Genomic DNA, 21,964 nt, shown 5'->3' on the forward strand with positions numbered 1-21,964 from the left:
GAGATAAAAAGCGTAAAGGCAACGAGCCTTTACGCTTTTTAATTTGTTTTATTCAAAAGTTGGTTTGTAGAATGAACGATTTTCGAGTGGGAATAAACGCTCTGTAAATTCACCTGGATTTGTTTTATCCAATGCCCTATTTAGCATATTCATCTTCGCATCTATATTATCGATATAATGCAAGATTTCCGCTTCGCGAACCATAGGACGTTTTGGGCTTCCCCACTCTTCTTTTCCATGATGGGAAAGCACCATATGCTGAAGAAGCATTACCTCTTCTCCTTCAATTTGAAGTTCTTCTGCTGCTTTTGAAATTTCATTTACCATAATAGTAATATGCCCTAGCAAATTACCTTCAATTGTATAAGTTGTTGCTACAGGGCCTGAAAGCTCTAATACCTTCCCTATGTCATGCAAAATGATCCCTGCGTATAACAGGTCTTTATTTAACGTTGGATACAGCTCACTTATTGCTTTTCCAAGCTTCAGCATGGACACTACATGATCAATCAAACCAGAGGCGTAATCATGATGATTTTTCGTTGCCGCTGGAAATGTCATGAATGCTGTTTGATGCTTTTTGAGTAAGTGTCGTGTAATTCGTTGGATTAAAGGATTTTTCATTTCAAAGAAAAATTGTAGTAATTCTTCCATCAACTCTTCTTTTGGCTTCTCTGCCGATGGAACAAGATCATTAATTGTTATGGTTTCATCTGATTTTACTGGTCGAATGCTCTTTACACGAAGCTGAAATTTCCCACGATAATCTTGAATCTCCCCGCCTACTCGTACGATTTGACTTGCAGCATACTGCTTTTCATGATCTTCGTTTGTATCCCAAAGTTTCGCTTCGATATCACCGCTTTTATCTTGTAATACAAGCGACATAAATGGTTTTCCAACAGTTGTAACACCTTTTGTTGATTGTTTTATTAGTAAGAAATGATCTACTGGATCCCCTACTCGTAGTTGTGTAATTCCCTTCATTTCACAATCCCTCCACTTCCGGCTAATAATGTCGCTACTTGTAGGACATGTGCGTCTTTCCAGACATATCGCATATTTTCATGACATGTAAAGTACAGTAGTTGATGTTCTTTTTGTAACTCTGTCATTAATTGTACCACTTGTTGTAATCGGAAACGATCGAAATGCACAAATGGATCATCCATGATGATTGGAAAAGGTGCCTTGTTTACTAATGATACTGCAAGCGCGATGCGAAGCGAAATATAAGCTTGTTCTTTTGTCGCCTGACTAAGTTCTGCTATTTTAAAACGCTGCCCATTTGCTTTAACTGCTTCAAAGTTTCCTTCTGGTGTTAGCGTTAAATACTCATAGGAATTACTTGTAAGCATTTTAAAGTAACACTGAGCGTTTTCCAGAACTTCTGGAAGACGTTCTTCCTTTAGCTGTACCATCGTTTGTTTAATCGCTTCTACAACAATTTTATAAGCAGCCCATTTTTTCACTAGTTCCTGTAGCTCTGCTTTTTTCAGTTCTATTTGTTGCAAGTTTTCACTTTGTTCATCGTCTTCTACTAACTTATTTGTTTTATATAGCAAAGATGCTTTTTCTTCCACAAATTCGTTACGTTGTTCTTGCAAGGCTTGCAGTTTTGAATTACTTTCTTTTTCAAAGGTTTCTTCAAAGTCTTGTATTCCTATATCTTTATTGCCGAGCTGCAATCGGATATGCTTCAATTCTTTTTCTAACGTTATTCTTTGTTCGTACACTGTATGTGCAGCATAGTAATCTCCTTCCGATTCCACTTTCGCTTCCTGGAAGAGAGATGCTTTGTTTTCAGCATATGACGCAAGAAGTAATAGATGTTCCTTTAGCTTTACTGCCAATTGATCTATTCTTTTCGTGATAGATTGCTGTTCTTCCGTATTTTTCTTTTCTACTAAATAATATTCTCGAAGCTGATGGAAAAGCATGTCTTCTTGAAAAGAGATGTGCGTTATCTCCTTTGCCTGTTTCAAGATTTCCTGTAATCTGCCTCTTACTTCATATAATTTGGTTTCCATAGTATCCAGCTCAATCTGCTGTTCTTGAATAATGCGAAGTCGATTGAACAACTCGGGCAATAAACTAGGGGAAAGCTGATCACTTATAGAATAACGGTTTAAAAATGACTTTACACGATGTGTGAAGTCTATTTTTTGGCGTTCTAATGAAGTAATTGTATGCTCCAATTGAGTTACTTGCTCCTTTAAGGATTGTTGTTCCTTCACTAGTAAGCTTTCGTACTTTTGAACATCATTCGATTGCTGCATGCCTTTGAGCATGAATGTGAAGCCTGCATATATAAGAGCACTAATTATTACTGTAGTCATGGCAATCATCCAATTAGACTGAAGATAACTTAAAATAAAGCCTACTAATAGAATAGCCCCAATAAGTACAAAAGCAATTCCATTGCCATGGTTTTTCTCATTAGAAGAACTGTTCGCTCGTTTAGACTCCAGTATACGTGCTTGGTGCTGATCTAAATCCTGTTTTTTCATCTGCAATAAGCGATTTTCTTGCTGCAACTCTCTTTCTAAACTTTCTTTTGTATGAAGTAAAGAAACGAGTTGGTCTTCTTGCTGAATAGATACATCTGCTTCGACAATATACGCTAAGCTCTTCTCCCAATCTACTCCAACTAGTGCGAGCTGCTGCATTTGATTTTGAAGCGTTTTACTTTGCTCTTCTTCTATTTGTATTCGCTTTGCTCGTAACTGATGCCATTCGGTTTCACTACTCAAAAATGAATGGAGTGAATCTAATTGTTCTTTGGGAAGGACATCATTGCTACTTTTTAATGATTGCAGCTCTTCCTTTATTTGCTCCGTGGCAACTTTTATATTTGTTTCTTTATCTTTTATTAATTCATACCGACGAATGCCATCTGCTGGAAAGCTTTGATCCTTTATTTTTTCAAGGGCCTGTACTAATTCTAATTCCCTTTCCTTCATCGGCTTTAGTTGTTTCCAATGCATATACTGTTGTATTTGAGTAGAAATCCTTTTCTCTTTTTCTATCGTTTCACTTATAAGTACTTCCAACTGCTGTATTCGTTTTATGGAAGGTTCGTATTTTTCCACTTCCTCCATTTGTTGTTTCCAGTTTGCCTCTAATTCACGTAACTCTTCTATCTTTTGATTAATTAAGGGCTTCCTACCGGTTGGCTTAAAAAGCTCACCCATTTCCTTCATAAATTGTGTTTCTACATTTGATAAAGTGTCCATTCCAGTAGTTCCAGAGGACAAAAGCGTTCTTGTCAATTCCTCCTCTGTCATTTTTTCAAAGCCTTGTAATTGAAGTAAGGAGAATGAAAAAATCGCCTCAAAATCTGCGCGATTATACGAATGAAGTAAGCTTACAAGTTCCTGCTCTCCTCCACGAGTCCCATCTGTAAAATAGAGCGTGACATCTCCACTTGCCTTTCCTTTTACACGCTCAATTATTACTCGGTTTTCCTGTTCATCTATTACATGGATTCTTCCACCGTACATGGCACCACTTTTTGGTTCATATCGTAATAGTTGTGCATTCTTTTGAGGAAATCCAAAAAGAATATGCAAAATGAATTGTTGAATAGTAGATTTACCTGCTTCATTCTCACCATAAAAGACATTTACTCCGTCTTGTAAATCAATTTCAACATTTTCATGCTTTCCAAAACCATAAATATGGAGCTTTTCTATTTTCACCTGTTACTCCCCCCTCGTTACAGCTTTTGAAAGTACATGCTCTGCTTCCCTCATCGTGTTATCAATAAAATTCTGATCAATTGCAGGTAAATATCTACTTCCTTTTGGGTGCTGATACATATCTTTTAAGACATTTTTCCAATCGGAAATTTCCCAGTCATGTAATATTTCCATCAGCATAGTAGATTCCTTCCATTCTTCTTTTGGAAGCTTTATATTTAGCTCTTTCACAATTACAAAGGCATTTTTCGTGTCAACACTTTCTTGAATTAAAGATAGCCATTCTTCCTTGGGTGATGCTTGTAGCAGTTCAGCCGTTTCTTCCGAAATGTCCGTCAGTGTAAGCTCCACTATAGCATTTCCATTTAAGGCGATATAGCTATTTAGCGCTTGCTCAATATGTTGAATTAATTCATTCGCGTGCATGATGCCTTTACACGATACACTCATCTCATCATAAATAAAAGCAGATGAAGGAATAAATTGAAGATCCGCCTTATCTTTCGTTAAGGTGACTTCATAAAACCCCTTGACGCCTTTTTCATTTCGGTGCCTGCTTTGGATATTTCCTGGATAAACGATAGGAGGATCATCGTGGACAATTTGACGCTTATGAATATGCCCAAGAGCCCAATAATGATAGCCCTTCCCAATAAGATCACTCTTTCGAAACGGAGCATACACATCATGTTCCTTGTTCCCTTCCATACTGCCATGAAGCATTCCTATATGAACGTCCCCGTTGTTCGCGATTGGATAAAAAGTATGCATTGCTTCACGAATATGTCGTTCCTTATAACTAAACCCTGAAATTTGCACAGTAACTCCTTTTATCATAATGGACTTCGTTTCTACTTCTTCGCCAAATACATGGACATTCTCTGGTAGCTGAAAGCGAACCCAGCTCCCACTTAAATGATCATGATTACCATAACAAATAAAAACAGGAATATTTTCTTTACCTAAAGCTTCCATTCCTTTTTGAAATAAATGCTGTGCACGTAGGCTTCTATTCTCTCCATCATAAATATCACCGGCTATTAATAAAAAATCGGGCTTACTAGCAATCGCGTACTCTATGATGTTCGTAAAAGCATGAAAGGTACTTTCTCGTATATCCTTCCATCTATTTTGTGGAATAGCGGAAATCCCTTTAAATGGACTATCCAAATGTAAATCTGCAATATGAAGAAAATGAATTTCTGTCATCCAATGCACCTCATTAAAAACGAATATTTGTTCTTATTTTATCATATTAAAAAGACTGTATACAACTAAATGTGTACAGCCTCCCGCTTTATGATTATGCGCTTTTACGTTCTATTTTTAATTGCCGAAGCGTTAGCATTAGTCCAGTTAATCCTGCGGTCATAGAAGGAGGAATACTAAATAGAAGGTACTTCCATTGATCCGTTATCAAAGAGAGTAATAGAAAAAATAGTGGAAATCCAATTAATACAAACAATGAAACAAATAGTGCCCATTTAGTATTATTTTTCACTTTATAACACTCCTTATTTAGTTATCTTGATTAGCAATAAAAGCTCCTATTGAATAGGAAACCATATGAACTACCCATAGCCCTGTTAGTAAGAAAAAGGTCAGTCCAGGTCCTTCCATTAATATGACAATCATCCACACAATTAGAATGGCAACAGTCGTCGCTATCCAAGAATAGGATCGTGCTTTTTCATGAACTTTTTTATAACGCTCGTCAAACCATCTCTTTTTCTTTCCAATTTTCCACATAATAAAGAAAACAATAGACATTATGACAATAGCTAAAGGCAAACCGATTAAAAATGTAAGCAAATCAAATTCTTCATACATTCTTTTCATCCTCCTCATAAATAAATAATTGTTCAATAGTACATTGGAACAGTCTAGAAATTTTAAAGGCCAAATTGATGGATGGATTGTACTTCCCTTTTTCTAACGAAATAATCGTCTGCCTTGATACATCCAGCTTCTCTGATAGTTCATCCTGTGTCATTCCCAATGCCATTCTTCTGTCTCGAACGAAATTCTTCATACCTCATCACCCCTTTTTGTAAAGGTAGCTTTACGTAAAGTATACTTTACACTCGATTACTACGTCAAGCTTACTTTACATATTATTTTCAAAATTTTTCGTGTATAATCTATATAAGAATAATAAAGGGGTGTTCATTCTTGAAAATGTATAAATTCACTGCATTTGAACCAACTGGAAAATTGATTGTGGAAGAGACTTGGAGTTTCGAAAATGACGACGAAGCGAAGAAAAAAGGGGAAGCTGCTGTAGAAGAAAAAGGCTTAGCAGAAACAACACATCGTTTAGTAAATAGCTCCGGTAAACTAGTATTATTCCACGTGTAAATAGATAAGGTACATTAACCATTAGGTTGGTTTATGTACCTTTTTTTATTTTTCATGCCCAGTTCCAATAGTTGATTTTTGATAATTTGTAATAAAGTTTGATTAAAATCATCTCACCTCTAAATGAAACTTATAGAGCTGAGATGATTTTTATTAAATATTTATGTTAACATCACTTTAAAGATTGTGAAGAAATGTACTTAAACTAACGCAGCAGGTTAGTGAAAGATTATTACTCAATGCAATTCCATTATCTGTTAAAATAAGAGTACCTTATGATTTTAGTTTGGATATGTAAATTGAGGAGGAAAACAATGAAGCGATTGCCATTTGAACGTCCAACAGACAAATATGATGAAAGACTTTTTTCAATCGATGAACAACTTTGCGCATTGCTAAAAGAACGTAAGGACATTTCAAGCAATAATCCAGGTTTTCCACCAGAAGAAGCAATCACAAATTGGTCTATAAAATACGACCTCTACGAAGATTATTTAAGTTCATTGTTCAAATCTATGAAATTGGAGGATTTCTTTAAACCTCGTGTTGAACCGACTGGATTTAGAAAGCACTTACCTGTTTTAAAATCAGTTGAAATAAATGAACGTTTTTACTCAGTAACCCTCATTCGGCAGTATGAGAATGCCAGCGTTATACGTCTTAATGTCGATTGGGATGGTAAAGATGAATCACCAATTGACATACATCATCTTCATCGCAATTCATTTGAATTGTTTTTATTAGGAGAATACGATTGTCGTGCGGATGGAGGAAGAGGTTCAACGGGAACTAACACCCACAACTTCATCGTTTCTCCACCGTTACCTGACGATATTTCAGGACTTGAATTAGTTTTCAGAGAATATAGCGACACCTTTAGGGACAAACCAACAGGTCTTGAGATTGTAATGCATCTGGAGTAATTTTCACTAACGAGTGCTGTAGTGAAAGAACATGGGTTGCTTAGGCAACTCTTTTTTCTTATTGAACTAACGCAGCAGGTTAGTTGAAGAACTCGTATTAGCTTTGTTTAACAATCGGGCCATATTGTTGAAGAATCAAGTACAATAGAATCAGAGGTTTTCTTCAAATAAAAAACAGAAAATTTAAAGAGGATATAAAAATGTATAATGAAACAGCCAAAAATATTAGAGAAAGTTTAACAGCTGATTGTACGAAGTGCTTTGGACTTTGTTGCACAGCGCTTAATATTGTAGCATCGAGTGATTTTCCAATTAACAAGCCAGCAGGTAGACCTTGTGTTAATTTAAAATCTGATTATGGTTGTCAAATTCACAGTAACCTACGTGAGAGAGGTTTTAAGGGATGTACAGTGTTTGACTGTTTAGGTGCTGGACAAGTCGTTTCCCAAGTTACTTTTAAAGGTCAAAGTTGGCGAGATAATCCTGAAATTGGAGATAAAATGTTCCAAGTGTTTCCGATCATGGAACAAATACATGAAATGATTGCGTACACGGCAGAAGCCTTGACGTATGACATTCCCCATGCTTTGTCTGATAAATTGAGTGTGCAGTTAAAAGAATTGCAGAACTTAACAAAACTCGATGCTGAACAATTATTATCTCTTGATCTAGTGATGTACAGATTTCCAATAAATAAATTGCTTTCGGAAACCAGCAAGTATATTCGAGAAAGCTTAATTTCAAAGTTAGCTAGCACTATAAATGCCAAGAATTATATTCATGAAAGAGCTGACTGGATTGGCATAAAATTAAGAGGTAAAGATTTAAGGGCGATAGATTTAAGGGGAGCATATTTGATTGCAGCAGATATGAGGAATGCAGATTTAAGAGGTGTCGATTTTATTGGTGCTGATTTGCGTGATGCTGATTTAAGGGGAGCGAACTTATCTACGAGTATGTTTTTAACTCAAATGCAAATTAATTCGGCTAAAGGTGATGTAAAGACAACATTACCCTCTCATATACAACGCCCCTCTCATTGGATTAACTGATTTTGTTCATGTTTGTGTATTGAAGGAGACTTTTGAAAATTATCTCCGTTCAATTGAAGCGGAATTCCTTATTCAATTATAGGGCGCTTTTCTTTAATAGAAAGGCGTCTTTTTCTAATCAATCAGATTCTGGAACACATTTAATGGATTGGAGTTATATTAAGGTGTAGAAGAGATTGTGAAGGATTCTACTTAAACTAACGGTGTGCTTTAGTGAAAGATCGTTGAGCTGCTTAGGCAGCTCTTTTTTCTTGTTCAACTAAAGAAGCAGTTTAGTTGTATACTATTAAAACTAAAATCGTTCAAACGATGAAATATTCCGTCATTTGAAGAACCATTATTTACCGTTTGAAATTTGTTTTGAAAAATGTTAATGTGAAATTAACTTCACGTGAAGTAAACTTCACTAAAGAAGAATAAGTTGGTTAGGAGAGGAATGTTTGAAAAATCTATTTATACAGCGTTTTTTAGTCTCAACCTTGATAATTATAATGGGAATCATTCAAATAATTCTCGATACATCAGTAGAATTTAATTTCGGCTATATCACAGTATTCCTAGGTGGAATAATTTTGTTGTACTCAACAATTTCTAATATTACATCCCGAAAGAATAAATCACTAGAAAAGGAATTAGCAAAGGAATATGACGAAAGAGATGCTTTAATTGATGGAAAAGTTGCTCGCTTTTCCTTGCATATTCTGATATCCGAAATTTTAATTCTTATGTTTTTAACTAATTTTGTGGTAATCCCAACAAATACTGCATTATTTGTTGTCTTAATATCTTTAATAATTATTGAATTTGGGTCTAGAAAGTATTACAATCATTTCCTTTAATCAGGAGGATTTATGGAAAATAGAGTGAAAGAATTGCGAATAGAATATGGGATAACGCAACAAGAATTAGCTGATAAAGTAAGTGTATCTTCTAGAACAATCATCTCACTAGAAAAACAAAAGTATAATCCATCTGTGCTACTTGCGTATAAAATAGCTTCAGTTTTTAATTTATCAATTGAAGAAACTTTTATTTTTGATGAGGATGACAAATAATACATTTCATAAAGATGCACATATAAAAAAAAACGGAGGAACATAAATGCTTATTATATTATTTATTTTAGGGGCTATTTTAATAGTTTGGGGTATTTATCGTATGAAAACAGATGATGGCTTATTTGGAAAAAAACAAAAAAGTAAAAACATATTCAATTTACTTCTAATGGGAGAAGCTTCAGGATTAGGGCAATTTTTGAGTGGGATACTGTGTATTGTTATAGGTATTATCGCATTTTTTGTGAAGTAGTAATAAATGAGAATTTCTATTTTCCACTGAAATATTGTGAAAAATTTCACTTCAACTAACGGAGGCTTTAGTTAAATATTCGCTTTCCGAAATAATCAATCTTTATTACAAAAAGCCCTACAATGGTATGAAAAATAGCCCCTTTTTGATCAATCTTTGTTCAAAATAGGGGCTATGATTTTCTATTAGGATCAGCATTTTTAGCCTCATTCAAAATAAAAAGAGTCGAAGGACACCCCCTTCAACTCCCGCTACATTATTCCCTTATAATCCCGTGGCTTGTTCCAATCAACACTTCTTTACCATGCTGATTGCTATAAGTAGATTTGATTTCTATCTTTTTAAATCCCTCTGATTGGACTACATCGGTAATAGACAGCTCGCAGGTAATCGTATCACCCGTGAAAACTGGACGTAGAAACTCGCTCACCAATTCTCTCGCAATATAGTTTAAATCTCCACCAATTTTTGTCCCAATGCTTGCAGTTAATAACCCGTGAACCATCAACCGACCTTGATCATCTCGCACCATATGATGTTTTCCTTTGTCTCCTGATATCTCTGCGAACTGTATGACCTCAACTTCGCTAAATGTTCGTTTCCATGTAAAAGTTTCCCCTATTTTTAACTCCATAACAGTTACACTCCTTTAAATACAGGTGTACGCTTTTCTACAAATGCATTAATTCCTTCTATATGATCTGCTGTTTGACGCATTGCACTTTGCATTTTTGCTTCTTTTTCTAAAATTAATTCTAGGTCTCGTAGTTTAGATGCATGTAATATTTCTTTGGAAGCGATCATTGCAGCAAGTGGTGATTGCAGAAGCTTTTGAGCATAGGATTCCGCTGTTACTTGGCCTAATCCATCTGACGCTACCTCATCCACTAGACCTATTTTTAGTGCTTCTTTTCCTGTAAATAGCTGGCCGCTCCACATAAGCTCCTTTGCTTTTGGAATTCCAACTCTTTCTTTTAGGAAGAAATGTCCTCCACCATCGGGAACAAGACCAATTCCAATGAAATTCATCGCAAGCTTACTGTTTTCTTCTGTAATAATAATATCGCATCCCAGTACCATACTAAATCCAAGCCCGGCAGCTGCTCCGTGAACAGAAGCAATTGTAATTTGAGGTAATGTATATAATGTTGTAGCAATACGAGATAAATAAACCATAGCGTCCTCGATATTGAGTTGATTCTCCGTATCTATCATTGCTTTTATATCTCCACCAGCTGAAAAGGCATGCCCCTCTCCCTTTAGTATTACCACTTGAATAGATAGATCTTCTTTTAATGACTCTAAACTCTCCGCAAGCTCTCTCATCATTACTTCATTCATAGCATTCATTGTTTCTGGTCGATTTAACGATAAAGTTGCAATTCGTCCCTCTTTTTTTACTAGTAAAGTTTCATACATTACGATTTCCCCTTTATAAGTGAATGATCATTCATTATTATTAAATTCGCCTTCTTATAATTTTATTCCTGCTAGAAAGAAGAAATTCTTCTGCAATACAAAAAAGGATCTCACCCAAATATTGGGGAGATCCTTTCATTCAAGTTAGATACCTTCGTATAATTCTTGAACAGGTTTAAGTAACACTCGGTTTACTTCTTCAATTAATTGGCTTAATGCCATTTCTGCTTGAAGCATATGGAAGATTTTTTCATTACTTTGTGCAAGCTGAGCTGTTTTTTGTGCGTACTCTATCTCTTCACCAGATATTTCTTCGCCCTTCATTTGCTTCTCTTGAAGGGATAACTGTATTTTACGGAAGCTTTGAAATAGCGCTAGGGCTTCTGAATCAGCTTTTACTGATTCGACCGCTGCTTTTACATTGGCAAACTGGTCTGTTTGGCGTAGGCTTGCTTCTAACTTGTTAATGTCATCATAAATATTAATCATTTTTGTAGGCTCCTTTAATTTAAGTAGTGAAAAATACGATTAGTCCTTGGATAATTCCTATCAGACCTCCAAGAACGCCACCTAGAACAGTAATCATTTTAAATTCACGTTTGGAAATACCAAGTACGATATCTTCCAGGCGTGCTACTGGGAAAGAATCAACTTGTTCTTTTACCATATCTTCTAATCTCATTTTACGCAATACTTCTTCCAGCTTTGTTTCTGCTTCTTTAAATGCAAACGCAGTAACTTTAGGTACCAGCTGATTTTGCGTCCATTCAGTTGCACCCGGGAAGTAGTGAATAAGGTTATGATTCAATCTTTCTTCTAGAGCCAACTGATTGGTCAGGTAACCCTTCACATTGGCAATAACCGGATCAAAATCAAAGCCTTCCATCATTTCAATAATTGGTTGATCCTTTAATTTTTCCCACTCGTTCTGAACAATTTTTTCCAGCATGTTCTTAGTTCCTGGGGCTTTTAAAAACTTCAATATTTCTGGTTGAACCTTTCCTGCTAACGAAGAAGATTCTCCCATAAACATTTGAATCATACTCCCAAGCGTTCCTTTAGTAGAAAGAAAATCATCAATGAGGTTTTTAACCGCCATTTTCCCTTCTTCTGATTGGAAGAAGTCTTCTCCTTTGAGAAGAATATACGAAACAATTTCCCCCACTTTACTATCTGCTTTTTTCTGCCATTCTATAGGAGCAAGCTGACGAATCGTTTCATTTTCAATTTTTGCTTTTATTAGATTAAATTGCACATCTATTTGCTCATTTATTTTTTCATTTGCAATGGAGGCAACATTTTCAAGTCCGCCAAGTTTCAACCAATCCCCAATCGTCTTATACGATTGAAGGATATTGTCATTTAACTGCTGAACGATAAGGGTATTTGCTTTTACTCTCATTTCCTCGTTGAAATACTTCTTTTTAAATATATCAGGCGTCAATAAATGCTTAATAACCGTATTTCCTAGTTGTATTGCAAGCTCATCACGTCTTTTGGGAATTAAACCCGGTGTGAAAGGAACTCGCCATGACCCTATATATTTTGCTTCATGCGGTCTAAAAAGCATTTTAATAGCTAAGTGATTTGTAACTGCTCCAATTGCCGCTCCAACAACTGCCATGAATGTGATTGTCCATAAAAAACCCATCTATTTCACCTTTTTCCTCTAGCTTCTAGCTTATTATAGCAGAGGATAGACAAGCACATCAAATTCGCCTTGAAGTATTTAGGTCTAGATTTTAGCATTGAGCTTGTTGAACTTCTTACAAAATTTAGAATAATCAGATGAGGACGTTACTTTTATGACAGCATGGTTTTCGTTGAATGATGTTACATTTATTACAACGCGTTATACATCATTGATAACCGAATAGCATGCTCCGTTTCGTCATGCATAGCAACAAAAAGTGGAGCATATGCTTGCTGAACTGGAATTTGAAGCAACATTTCTTTGTACATTTCAGCAGCCTCTAGCTCATCTCTCACCGCATTTTTGGCACATGTTTTCAAGTCTTCACAAGGAGGACGTTTTTCCAAATTTTGAACAAATGTCCCCGTCAGCATATAATAGAGTTGTTGAAACATTTCATAATGGCTTTTTTCATCCTCATAGATATGCTCAATAAAGTCTTTCCAATATGGATCGTCTGTTAAGTTATACATATCTACATAATAATGATAATCGGCATATTCATTTTGTATTGCTTGTTTTAATTTTTCAGTAAACAAATAGATGCTCCTTTACTAGTCATTTATACTAGTGTATGCGAATAAAATCTCACACATGAAAGGTTGATTTCTTTGCTACAGCACTTTAGCTTCAAATCCTTATATAAAAATAAACAATTACCTGGTTGGTCCGTCTCCTTCTTCTACAAACAACACCGATATACAGCAGAATACGAATCAGACGGAACGATTAAGTGGATCGGCGACATACCTGCTGATGAAGAAAGCGTCAAAAAAATGATACATGAGCTAATGCTGTTTCATGTGTATGACTGATACTCACAAAATTTGTAGATAAGAAAAGCGCAAGCACCCTTTAAGTGCAATACTTGTTCGCAGACGTTTCCGGATTGCTTTGGAATGGACTTTAGCTACATCATTACCGCGCGTTTTTTAGGAGAGTAGGATCGTGACTAGCGTCACGATCCTACTCTCCTTTTCGGTAATTTTGTGGATTTCGTCCATCCGTCGCCTTCCTGCAACTGTTGGCAACAGGTTAGTGCTGTTTTGGATAACGAGAGAATAGATTCTTTCTTACTCATATTGAAAGCTCCCGAAGATGCAATTTCGGGAGCACATTTACAGTTCTATAAGTTGAATCCTAATTATTTTTCTGTCATAAGCTCTGTTTACAAGTATGAGAAATCAGGGATTACTTTTCTTAAGGCATTTATTTCAAGTTCTTGCTACCAAATTAATAACTCTGCTTTGCATGTAATGTAATGGAGTTCTTATATCATTCAAAACACCATGAACACTGGGTTCGTGGAAGTCTAATTTCATATACTTTCTTATCTTTTAAGAAAAGCGCATAGTTCCCTTTAAGTACAAAACTTGTTCGCAGACGTTTACGAATTGCTTTTGAGTGGACTTTAGCTACATCATTACTGAGCGATTTTTAGGAGAATTTATTTTATGACGAAAATCCGCGAGACTCCTGCGGAAAAACGGACTGCCAAGACCCCGCAGGCACAACCGAGGAGGCTTGGCAGTTCGTCCGCGGAAAGCGAGCGGATTTTCGGCAGGTAACAACATTTTTTCAATTAGTTGTATAAAATACAAAAACTGCATGTAGTTTAGAATTCTAAACACATGCAGCTTTCTTCATTCATTATTCATTTTCTAAGTAGTCAAAGACAGTTCCGATAAACACTTTTCCTATTTCTTTCATCGAGCGCTCATCCACATCAAATTTAGGATGATGATGTGGATAAGTTGCATTTAGTTCTTCATTTCTTCCACCTATAATAAAAAATGTACCTGGAATCACTTTTTGATAGTATGCAAAATCCTCACTACCCATCATTGGATCACTCTCGATGACATTTTCATCGCCAACAATCGATTTCGCTACTCTTTCTACACGTTTTGTTTCAGTTGGATCATTGTATATAGAAGGGCAATCATTAACGTATTTCAATTCGTATGTAGCGTCCGCCGCTTCACAAGTGCTTTTCACTATTTTTTCCATTGATTCTTGAATCAGTTTTCGAACTCCCTCATCATACGTTCGAACAGTTCCTTTAATCGAAGCGGAATCAGGAATAATATTCGTAGTACTTCCACTTGTAAATGCCCCTACAGTCACTGCAGCTGCTTTCAATGGATTAACTCTTCTACTTACAATTTGTTGTAAATTGAGTACTACTTGACTTCCCGTTACAAGTGCATCAACTGTTTCATGAGGAGATGCCCCATGGCCACCTCTCCCATGAATCGTAATATAAAAATCATCTTGTGCAGAGGATGCATAACCTTCTACTACACTAACTGTACCGTAAGGTTGTTGTGACATGACATGTGCACCATAAATTACATCTACTCCATCTAAGCAACCTTCTTTAATCATGAATTCAGCGCCACCAGGAGAAGTTTCTTCAGCAAATTGATGTAAGAATACAATCGTACCAGGTACTTCCTCTCTTACTTCACTCAATACTTTGGCAACCCCTAAGAGTGCCGAAGTGTGAATATCATGTCCGCAAGCATGCATTACACCTGGAGTTCGAGATTTATACCCTACTTCTTTCTCATCTTGAATTGGAAGCGCATCAAAATCAGCACGAAGAGCAACCGTTTTTCCGGGTTTCCCACCTTTTAGATAACCTAGTACGCCTCTTCCACCAACCTGCGTTTTCACTTCTAATCCTAAACTTGTAAGATAAGCTGCAACTTTTTTCGGTGTCTCTACTTCTTCATGTGAGAGTTCTGGATACATATGAAAATCTCTTCGCAATTCAACTAACTCTGGATAAATTTCTTCTAGTCTATTAAACAAATTTTCTAACATCCTAAACCCTCCTAATAAAAATCTACTGATTACCTCCCTTTTATACCATATTATTAGTATAGAAAGTGAGGTTTCTTTATTAGATCGTTCCTATTTTCTTTCGACCAAATAAAATATAAAAATAAGTTGAGGCAATTATATATAATATCCCTGTAATCGTAAATGCATATGCATACCCCCAATAAAATCCAAACGTCATAACTAGCCCTGTCGAAATAGTTCCTGTACTTGCCCATCCTATATTAAACACCATTTGGTTTACTGAATTGGAAAGTCCCTTATATTTATCATGTACAAGATCCATAGCTATGGCACTTTGAATCGGATTTCCTGCATTCATCAAAGCCTGTCGCATTAAAAAGGCGATTGATGCAATGACAAGTGAATTCGTATATCCTGTAATAAATAAGAATGGAATGGAAAGAAGTTGGAAAATAACAAGTGCTCTCACTTGACCAACCCTTTTCACAAGAGCTGGCCCTAATAACATGGCAATTGCAGTCATTGCAGATCCAAGTGATAAAATTAACCCAATGTACGTGTTGGAAGCATCAAATCGATTCGAAAAATATAAATTTAAGTAGGGAATGACAAGTCCAGATCCCGTTCCAATTAGCAAATTCGCAAATCCAAATAATACAATAATCTTTACATTACGAGTAAAAGTATTCGGTAATTCTTTTTCTAATGGATTTACTTTAGATTCTTTTTCTACTCTTTTTACAACTGGCTTTAATTGAAATAAAGGAATTAAAGCTGCTGTAAAAATGAGCGCTCCTAAAATTAATACATATTTAATCGCATCTACAGTCGGTAGAGATGCATACATATGGAGTGCATCTGCTAACACTCCTCCCCCCAGGCTTCCAACGACACTTGCAATCATAATGAGTGAAAAGTGAATGCTGAACAAATGCATTCGCTCGCTTGCATTTGAATTTTCCGCTAAAAAAGGGACACCTGACACTTGAACAAGTGCCATAAATAGACCTGTGAAAAAAGCAGCGTAAATAAGGGATTGTTCCCCTACAGCTATACTTCTATAAAAAAGAGTCCCAGCCGATATTACTGTACCAATGATGATGATGCCCTTACGTCCAAATCGATCGCTTAAAAAACCCGCTGGAATAAGCATAATTGCAGAAGCAAGTGAAGTCATGGATATCACTTTTCCGTTCACCGCTTCTGGTAATCCTAACTCCTTTATATACAAATTGTACATCACCATAAAAACACCCATTCCAATTTGAATGAGTATATTCGCAATCATAAACATGCGAATGTTTCTATTAAATGAAGCTATTTTCTTTTTCCAATCCTGGAGCCAATGAATCATACGAGACCTCTTTTGTTCTTTATTTCGATACTCTAAATATACGATTCCCGTCAGAAAAACTCAATACAGATTTGACTAATTAAACCGAAATTCATGAAACGTTTTCCTCAAGTTCGAAACTCATTCGTGCAATATTGGAGCAGTCCCCCACAGATATAGAAAATAAAAAGGGAATATCCCCACATGTTTTACACATGCTGAGATACTCCTGCTTGTAATTTATACATTTGTTCATAGCGTCCTTGTAGCTGTAATAACTCGTCATGAGTTCCACTTTCCACAATTTCTCCACGATCTAATACTAAAATACGGTCTGCATTCTTAATAGTAGAAAGTCGATGTGCAATGATAAACGTCGTTCTTCCTTTTTTCAATACATCCATTGCATGCTGAATGATTTCTTCTGTTTCTGTATCAATGTTTGATGTCGCTTCATCTAAAATAAGAATGGCCGGGTCAAATGCAAGTGCCCTTGCAAAAGAAACTAGCTGTCTTTGTCCTGAGGATAATGTACTCCCCTTTTCAATGACAGGTTCATCCAATCCTTTTTCAAGATTTTTTAAAACGCGTTCTCCACCAACCGCTTCTAATGCAGCTTCTACTTTTTCACGGGAAATCCGTGGATCGCTTAAGCTTACATTTGACTCAATCGTCCCAGAGAACAAATAAGGATCTTGTAAAACAATCCCCATATGATCTCGAATTGTTTGTCTTGGTAACGTCGTAATATCAGTTCCATCTATCAGAATCTTTCCTTTGGAAGGATCATAGAAACGGAACAATAAGTTCATAATCGAACTTTTACCGGATCCTGTATGGCCGACAAGTGCCACCGTTTCTCCTTTATTCGCAACAAAGTTTAAGTTTTTCAATACATAATCCTTTTCTTTATAAGCAAAGGAAACATTTTGAAACTCCACATTTCCTTCGTAACGATCCATTCGTTGGTCTTCCACCTTCTCCCCGGATTCATCCAGTAATCGGAATACACGATTTCCAGCCACAAGTGATCGCTCTAACTGAGAGAATTGATTTACGATTCCTGTAATCGGATTAAATAATCTTGTTGTGTAATCCACGAATGCATATAGCAGACCAGCTGAAACGATTGTATTTGGTTCCATTGATTGGCTACCAAAAACCCAAATGAATAACACAAACATAATCGAACGCAACACACTTACTAAGTTAAAAGAAGTAGCTGAATCTAGTGTAAGTAATTTTTTCTGATAGCGGTAATGTTCTTCATTCATCTCTTCAAATTCATGGTCCATTTGTTTTTCTCGTTTAAATGCTTGAATAATGGACATCCCTTGAATGGATTCATTCAACATCGCGTTCATATCAGCAATCTTTGTACGAACAATATGATTATATTTGGAAGCATATTTTCGATATGCAATCATCCAAATATACACAATTGGGAGAACAAATAGTGCAATTGCAGCCATTTTTACATCTAAAATAAATAATGCCACGTAAACTCCAGCAATTGAAATTATACTTGTAGCAAACTGAGATAGCACTTGCACGTATAAATTACGAATTGCTTCTGTATCATTTGTTACACGCGCTACTACTTTACCAGCTGGCAAGTTATCAAAGTACTGTATTGGCAACGTTTGGATGTGTTGAAAAACATCGTTTCTTAGTTTTTGCACAACTCGGTTTGCACCAATCTGTAAATTAATAAACATAAAATATCTAAATACAGCAGTTACAATAGACAGACTGAAGAACACCGCTAATAGCATTAATATGGGCTGAAGGTCAATAGCCCCTTCCATAATGTGCTCATCGATAATTTTCTTTGCAATAAATGGACCTGACAAGTCGCTAAACACTGCAATAGTCAAAAAGATTAAACCAAGCATAATTGGTTTCTTATAAAATAACGCATAATGGTAGAGTCGTTTTCCTGTACTCATGACGACACCCCCTCAAGCTGTTGACGATCGTATTGTTCTTTATACCAACCATTTTGCCCTAGAAGTTCATCATGTGTACCTTCTTCGACAATCAGTCCTTCATCTAAAACGATAATATGGTCTGCATGTTGAATTCCTGACAATCGATGCGTCGTAATAATTGTTGTCTTCCCACTGCGTTCATTTTGTATATTTTCAATAATCTTCGCCTCTGTTTTTGCATCTACTGCAGAAAGCGAATCATCTAATAGTAAAATCTCCGGATTTTTAATAAGTGCTCGAGCAATAGATACCCTTTGTTTTTGCCCACCGGATAGGGATACTCCTTTTTCTCCTACAAGTGTTTCTAATCCCATCGGTAAGTTCATCAAGTCTCGTTGGAAATGAGCTAATCGAATTGCTTCTTCTAGCTCTTCTTCTGTCGCATCCTCTTTACCAAAAAGAATGTTTTGACGTATCGTTCGGGAAAATAACACATGGTCTTGAGGAACATATCCTATCCATTCTAAAACCTGATCTTTCGTTTGCTCTGAAATGGCTGTATCTCCAATTGTTAGTTGGCCAGCCCCAATCGGATATTCCTTTAATAATTGCTTCATAAAGGTTGTTTTACCCGAACCAGTTTTCCCAACGATTCCAAGTGTTTGCCCTTTCTCAAGGTTCACACGGATATTTTGAAGATTTTTAACTTGCGATAATGGATATTGGAATCCTACATCGTCAAATCCGATGGAGTCTACTTCTTTTAATTGAACTGGAACGGCAGGATCTTTCACGTCTGCTTCATAATCCAATGTTTCCTGTACACGATCAAGAGAAGCATTCCCACGTTGCATGACATTGATTAATTCTCCAATAGCAAACATCGGCCAAATCGCCATCCCTAAGTAAACATTAAATGTAATTAGGTTTCCAACAGTCATCTCATTTTGTGATACAAGATAAGCACCATATCCTAATGCAACAACATAGCTAATACCAGTTCCTACTTTAGTGATTGGACCAAATAATGCATCAATTCGTTCTACAACCATATTTTTTTGATACACTTCTTCACTCATATCCGCAAAATTTTGCTCGTCTGCTCGTTCTTGCACATAAGCACGAATAACACGAACACCAGCAACTGATTCTAGTACTCGATCATTTAAATCACCAAATGCGTCTTGTGCAACCATATATTTTTCGTGAATGATTTTTCCTAAATATTGCATGATTAATGCTAAAATCGGTATTGGTAAAATTGCAAAAATGGTGAGCTTCCATGAAATGATGAAACCCATTGCAAGAATTAGTGCAGCCATATACATCGTAGAATCAATCAACGTCATAATTCCAAAACCAGCTGTTGTAGCTACAGCATTTAAATCGTTCGTTGCACGAGCCATCAAATCGCCCGTACGATTTTTCTCATAAAAAGTTGGTGTCATGCTCAAAAATTTTCGATTTAGCTTCGAACGTAAAATGCGCTCGATCGAAATAGAGCCACCAAATAATTGGTATTGCCAAACAAAGTTAAGTCCATATCCCACAATAATTATTCCAACAAAATATAATACATATTGCATTAATGATTCCGTTGTCATCTTACCCAACGTAATCGAGTCAATTGCTTCACCGACTAACCATGGAGCTACAACTTCAAATGCACTTGCGATAATTAGCAAACTAACAGCGACTGTATATCGCTTCCAATGATCTTTAAAAAACCATTTCAATTTAAATAAAACAGAAAACATTCTTATCCCTCATTTCTTTTCTCTATGTTTAGGAAAGCTATCCACCTTCTAGAGATTCCTTTAATAAAATTTGTCTTGTTCGTTGAATAATCATATTCAACACTCCTTCCCATCATTTTTTAACCAAAAAATGGAAATGAAAAGACGCAAAAAAGCACATTACCCATATTCCGGCAATGTGCTTTAAAATAGACAAAGTCGTTCCTTAAATGTCTATTATTAAATCATTTTACGTCTGATGGTAGGTATGAAGAAATTATTAAATTGTTTGTCATATCTTTTAAACGAATCATTTCTCATACCTCCATTTCCAATTTATTTAGTGTCCCTTAACATTAGCACATAGAATTTTCCATTGTCAATACTTTTCGAAAAAAGCGACTAATTAAATAATATGCATAATCGCTCCAAGGAGTGCACTTACTAATACTACTTTAAAAGGTGCCCATTTATACACGACAAGTAACGTAAAAGTTATAAGAACAATGACAAAATCTGTTGGACTGTTCACAGCACTTGTAAATACTGGATCATATAATGCAGCAAGAAGTATTCCTACTACCGCGGCATTCACTCCTTTTAAAGCTGCTTGGATCCCTTTTTTCGATCGTATTACTGACCAAAAAGGTAATGTTCCAATTACAAGTAAAAAAGAGGGTAAAAACATTGCTATAACTGCAACAAATGCTCCTGATGTGCCTGCAGTAACTTGGCCTAAAAACCCAGCTAGTGTAAAAAGTGGACCTGGTACTGCTTGAGCTGCTCCGTATCCTGCAATAAATACATCCGACGAAATATCCACTTCGCGTTGTAGCATTGGTAAAACAACATGTCCCCCACCAAAAACGATCGAACCAACACGATAATATGTATCAAATATGGCATAATAAACGGATTGCATAAAAGGTTTAAAAATAGGCAATAAAACCAATAAAGCAAAAAATATAATCCAACTTATAATTCCGGTCTTTTTCCCAAAAGTAAGTGACATCTTAGGAACAGGATCAACCAGTTCTTTTTTAAAATAAAAATATCCAAAAATTCCAGCTGCAACTATAATACTAATTTGTCCAATAGCTGTGGGAATAAGTAGAGTGAGTCCTGCACAAACTATAGCAATTGAAATTCTCATACGGTCTGGCGCAAGTGACTTTTGCATTCCTAGTAGCGCCTGGGCAACTACTGCTACTGCAACTATTTTTAATCCTTGTATCCATCCACTGTCATATGAACCAGTTGATGTAACAAACATTGCAAATAGCATTAGTATGATGACAGATGGCATTGTAAATCCGAACCAAGAAATAATACCACCTAATATCCCTCCTCTTAGTAAACCAATGGATATACCTACTTGAGAGGAAGCAGGACCAGGTAAAAACTGACATAAGGCTACTATGTCCGCGTATAATTTATCATCTAACCATTTTCTTTTTTGGACATACTCTTCACGAAAGTAACCAATATGCGCTGCGGGACCTCCAAATGAGGTAAACCCAAGCTTTGTAGCTGCTTTTAAAATCTCCAAATATTTGTTTGCCAATTACGCTCACCCCAATCATCTTTCTATTATTATGATATAAAATTAGCCCTTTGATTGATAAGTTTATGTTAATTTTCAAACCTTTTATGAACAGCAGCAATGTCATTATATTCAGTGTAAGGAGAAAGATTTGTA

Annotated in this window: 23 protein-coding genes; 7 read left to right on the forward strand and 16 right to left on the reverse strand. The window is 36.0% G+C overall.

Features of this window, described 5'->3' with window-relative positions; all coding sequences use genetic code 11:
* Nucleotides 1-48: 48 nt before the first annotated feature.
* The 6 genes from yhaM to MHH81_RS16170 form a co-directional block, all read right to left on the reverse strand.
* A complete protein-coding gene (gene yhaM / locus MHH81_RS16145; protein ID WP_340923085.1) occupies nt 49-987 on the reverse strand; it encodes a 3'-5' exoribonuclease YhaM in 939 nt (312 codons plus the stop codon).
* Nucleotides 984-3,701, reverse strand: a complete 2,718-nt coding sequence (locus MHH81_RS16150; protein ID WP_340923087.1) for an ATP-binding protein — start codon at nt 3,699-3,701, stop codon at nt 984-986. Before MHH81_RS16150 ends, yhaM begins: the two co-directional genes overlap by 4 nt.
* 3 nt (nt 3,702-3,704) lie before the next feature.
* Nucleotides 3,705-4,910 carry a metallophosphoesterase family protein gene (locus MHH81_RS16155; protein ID WP_340923089.1) on the reverse strand — a complete coding sequence of 402 codons (1,206 nt, stop codon included), beginning with the start codon at nt 4,908-4,910 and terminating at the stop codon, nt 3,705-3,707.
* 94 nt (nt 4,911-5,004) lie between these two features.
* Nucleotides 5,005-5,202 carry a hypothetical protein gene (locus MHH81_RS16160; RefSeq protein ID WP_340923091.1) on the reverse strand — a complete coding sequence of 66 codons (198 nt, stop codon included), beginning with the start codon at nt 5,200-5,202 and terminating at the stop codon, nt 5,005-5,007.
* Between the two features lie 17 nt (nt 5,203-5,219).
* Nucleotides 5,220-5,531 (reverse strand): DUF3796 domain-containing protein, encoded by a 312-nt coding sequence (locus MHH81_RS16165; RefSeq protein WP_340923093.1) that lies wholly within the window; start codon nt 5,529-5,531, stop codon nt 5,220-5,222.
* Nucleotides 5,524-5,733 (reverse strand): helix-turn-helix transcriptional regulator, encoded by a 210-nt coding sequence (locus tag MHH81_RS16170; protein ID WP_340923096.1) that lies wholly within the window; start codon nt 5,731-5,733, stop codon nt 5,524-5,526. The genes MHH81_RS16165 and MHH81_RS16170 overlap by 8 nt, the downstream gene beginning before the upstream one ends.
* A 140-nt stretch (nt 5,734-5,873) precedes the next feature.
* Between MHH81_RS16170 and MHH81_RS16175 the strand changes: the two genes are divergently transcribed.
* The 6 genes from MHH81_RS16175 (at nt 5,874) to MHH81_RS16200 (ending at nt 9,342) form a co-directional block, all read left to right on the forward strand.
* Nucleotides 5,874-6,059, forward strand: a complete 186-nt coding sequence (locus tag MHH81_RS16175; RefSeq protein ID WP_340923098.1) for a YhzD family protein — start codon at nt 5,874-5,876, stop codon at nt 6,057-6,059.
* 314 nt (nt 6,060-6,373) lie between these two features.
* Complete coding sequence (locus MHH81_RS16180; RefSeq protein WP_340923101.1) at nt 6,374-6,982, forward strand: hypothetical protein; 609 nt, start codon at nt 6,374-6,376, stop codon at nt 6,980-6,982.
* A 200-nt stretch (nt 6,983-7,182) separates the two neighbouring features.
* On the forward strand, nt 7,183-8,034 hold the full coding sequence (locus MHH81_RS16185; protein WP_340923103.1) for a pentapeptide repeat-containing protein: 852 nt from the start codon (nt 7,183-7,185) through the stop codon (nt 8,032-8,034).
* 440 nt (nt 8,035-8,474) lie between these two features.
* Entirely contained in the window at nt 8,475-8,873 is a 399-nt protein-coding gene (locus MHH81_RS16190) for a hypothetical protein (RefSeq protein ID WP_340923105.1), read from the forward strand.
* A gap of 12 nt (nt 8,874-8,885) precedes the next feature.
* Nucleotides 8,886-9,089: a helix-turn-helix transcriptional regulator gene (locus MHH81_RS16195; protein ID WP_340923108.1), complete on the forward strand. Its 204-nt coding sequence runs from the start codon at nt 8,886-8,888 to the stop codon at nt 9,087-9,089.
* A 46-nt stretch (nt 9,090-9,135) separates the two neighbouring features.
* Nucleotides 9,136-9,342: a hypothetical protein gene (locus MHH81_RS16200; protein ID WP_340923109.1), complete on the forward strand. Its 207-nt coding sequence runs from the start codon at nt 9,136-9,138 to the stop codon at nt 9,340-9,342.
* A 256-nt stretch (nt 9,343-9,598) separates the two neighbouring features.
* On the opposite strand, the gene MHH81_RS16205 is transcribed toward MHH81_RS16200, so the two are convergent.
* The 5 genes from MHH81_RS16205 to MHH81_RS16225 all read right to left on the reverse strand — a co-directional run bounded on the left by MHH81_RS16205 (nt 9,599) and on the right by MHH81_RS16225 (nt 12,993).
* On the reverse strand, nt 9,599-9,976 hold the full coding sequence (locus MHH81_RS16205) for an FAS1-like dehydratase domain-containing protein (protein ID WP_340923111.1): 378 nt from the start codon (nt 9,974-9,976) through the stop codon (nt 9,599-9,601).
* A gap of 5 nt (nt 9,977-9,981) precedes the next feature.
* Nucleotides 9,982-10,761 (reverse strand): enoyl-CoA hydratase, encoded by a 780-nt coding sequence (locus tag MHH81_RS16210; protein WP_340923114.1) that lies wholly within the window; start codon nt 10,759-10,761, stop codon nt 9,982-9,984.
* A 144-nt stretch (nt 10,762-10,905) separates the two neighbouring features.
* On the reverse strand, nt 10,906-11,250 hold the full coding sequence (locus tag MHH81_RS16215) for a YlbF family regulator (RefSeq protein ID WP_340923117.1): 345 nt from the start codon (nt 11,248-11,250) through the stop codon (nt 10,906-10,908).
* A gap of 19 nt (nt 11,251-11,269) precedes the next feature.
* Nucleotides 11,270-12,412 carry a DUF445 domain-containing protein gene (locus MHH81_RS16220; protein ID WP_340923120.1) on the reverse strand — a complete coding sequence of 381 codons (1,143 nt, stop codon included), beginning with the start codon at nt 12,410-12,412 and terminating at the stop codon, nt 11,270-11,272.
* Between the two features lie 191 nt (nt 12,413-12,603).
* Complete coding sequence (locus MHH81_RS16225) at nt 12,604-12,993, reverse strand: ferritin-like domain-containing protein (protein WP_340923123.1); 390 nt, start codon at nt 12,991-12,993, stop codon at nt 12,604-12,606.
* Nucleotides 12,994-13,065: 72 nt separating this feature from the next.
* On the opposite strand from MHH81_RS16225, the gene MHH81_RS16230 reads away from it, so the two are divergent.
* Nucleotides 13,066-13,269: a YheE family protein gene (locus MHH81_RS16230; RefSeq protein WP_340923126.1), complete on the forward strand. Its 204-nt coding sequence runs from the start codon at nt 13,066-13,068 to the stop codon at nt 13,267-13,269.
* A gap of 835 nt (nt 13,270-14,104) precedes the next feature.
* On the opposite strand, the gene MHH81_RS16235 is transcribed toward MHH81_RS16230, so the two are convergent.
* From MHH81_RS16235 to chrA, 5 genes are all read right to left on the reverse strand, one after another.
* Nucleotides 14,105-15,283 carry a M20 metallopeptidase family protein gene (locus MHH81_RS16235; RefSeq protein ID WP_340923129.1) on the reverse strand — a complete coding sequence of 393 codons (1,179 nt, stop codon included), beginning with the start codon at nt 15,281-15,283 and terminating at the stop codon, nt 14,105-14,107.
* 79 nt (nt 15,284-15,362) lie between these two features.
* Complete coding sequence (locus MHH81_RS16240) at nt 15,363-16,619, reverse strand: MFS transporter (protein WP_340923132.1); 1,257 nt, start codon at nt 16,617-16,619, stop codon at nt 15,363-15,365.
* Nucleotides 16,620-16,807: 188 nt separating this feature from the next.
* Entirely contained in the window at nt 16,808-18,547 is a 1,740-nt protein-coding gene (locus tag MHH81_RS16245; RefSeq protein ID WP_340923134.1) for an ABC transporter ATP-binding protein, read from the reverse strand.
* Nucleotides 18,544-20,286, reverse strand: a complete 1,743-nt coding sequence (locus tag MHH81_RS16250) for an ABC transporter ATP-binding protein (protein ID WP_340923137.1) — start codon at nt 20,284-20,286, stop codon at nt 18,544-18,546. Before MHH81_RS16250 ends, MHH81_RS16245 begins: the two co-directional genes overlap by 4 nt.
* Before the next feature lie 385 nt (nt 20,287-20,671).
* A complete protein-coding gene (gene chrA, locus MHH81_RS16255; protein ID WP_340923140.1) occupies nt 20,672-21,829 on the reverse strand; it encodes a chromate efflux transporter in 1,158 nt (385 codons plus the stop codon).
* Nucleotides 21,830-21,964 lie beyond the last annotated feature (135 nt).

This window comes from Psychrobacillus sp. FSL H8-0484 (genome assembly GCF_038005325.1).
Lineage (GTDB): Bacteria > Bacillota > Bacilli > Bacillales_A > Planococcaceae > Psychrobacillus.

Excerpts from the sequence above, each read along its gene's own strand:
- MHH81_RS16215 (WP_340923117.1), bottom strand. The coding sequence starts at position 11,250 with ATGATTAATATTTATGATGACATTAACAAGTTAGAAGCAAGCCTACGC.
- MHH81_RS16220 (WP_340923120.1), bottom strand. The coding sequence starts at position 12,412 with ATGGGTTTTTTATGGACAATCACATTCATGGCAGTTGTTGGAGCGGCA.
- MHH81_RS16170 (WP_340923096.1), bottom strand. The coding sequence starts at position 5,733 with ATGAAGAATTTCGTTCGAGACAGAAGAATGGCATTGGGAATGACACAG.
- MHH81_RS16200 (WP_340923109.1), top strand. The coding sequence starts at position 9,136 with ATGCTTATTATATTATTTATTTTAGGGGCTATTTTAATAGTTTGGGGT.
- MHH81_RS16155 (WP_340923089.1), bottom strand. The coding sequence starts at position 4,910 with ATGACAGAAATTCATTTTCTTCATATTGCAGATTTACATTTGGATAGT.
- MHH81_RS16180 (WP_340923101.1), top strand. The coding sequence starts at position 6,374 with ATGAAGCGATTGCCATTTGAACGTCCAACAGACAAATATGATGAAAGA.
- MHH81_RS16250 (WP_340923137.1), bottom strand. The coding sequence starts at position 20,286 with ATGTTTTCTGTTTTATTTAAATTGAAATGGTTTTTTAAAGATCATTGG.
- MHH81_RS16210 (WP_340923114.1), bottom strand. The coding sequence starts at position 10,761 with ATGTATGAAACTTTACTAGTAAAAAAAGAGGGACGAATTGCAACTTTA.
- MHH81_RS16185 (WP_340923103.1), top strand. The coding sequence starts at position 7,183 with ATGTATAATGAAACAGCCAAAAATATTAGAGAAAGTTTAACAGCTGAT.
- MHH81_RS16165 (WP_340923093.1), bottom strand. The coding sequence starts at position 5,531 with ATGTATGAAGAATTTGATTTGCTTACATTTTTAATCGGTTTGCCTTTA.
- MHH81_RS16245 (WP_340923134.1), bottom strand. The coding sequence starts at position 18,547 with ATGAGTACAGGAAAACGACTCTACCATTATGCGTTATTTTATAAGAAA.
- MHH81_RS16205 (WP_340923111.1), bottom strand. The coding sequence starts at position 9,976 with ATGGAGTTAAAAATAGGGGAAACTTTTACATGGAAACGAACATTTAGC.
- MHH81_RS16240 (WP_340923132.1), bottom strand. The coding sequence starts at position 16,619 with ATGATTCATTGGCTCCAGGATTGGAAAAAGAAAATAGCTTCATTTAAT.
- MHH81_RS16195 (WP_340923108.1), top strand. The coding sequence starts at position 8,886 with ATGGAAAATAGAGTGAAAGAATTGCGAATAGAATATGGGATAACGCAA.
- MHH81_RS16235 (WP_340923129.1), bottom strand. The coding sequence starts at position 15,283 with ATGTTAGAAAATTTGTTTAATAGACTAGAAGAAATTTATCCAGAGTTA.
- yhaM (WP_340923085.1), bottom strand. The coding sequence starts at position 987 with ATGAAGGGAATTACACAACTACGAGTAGGGGATCCAGTAGATCATTTC.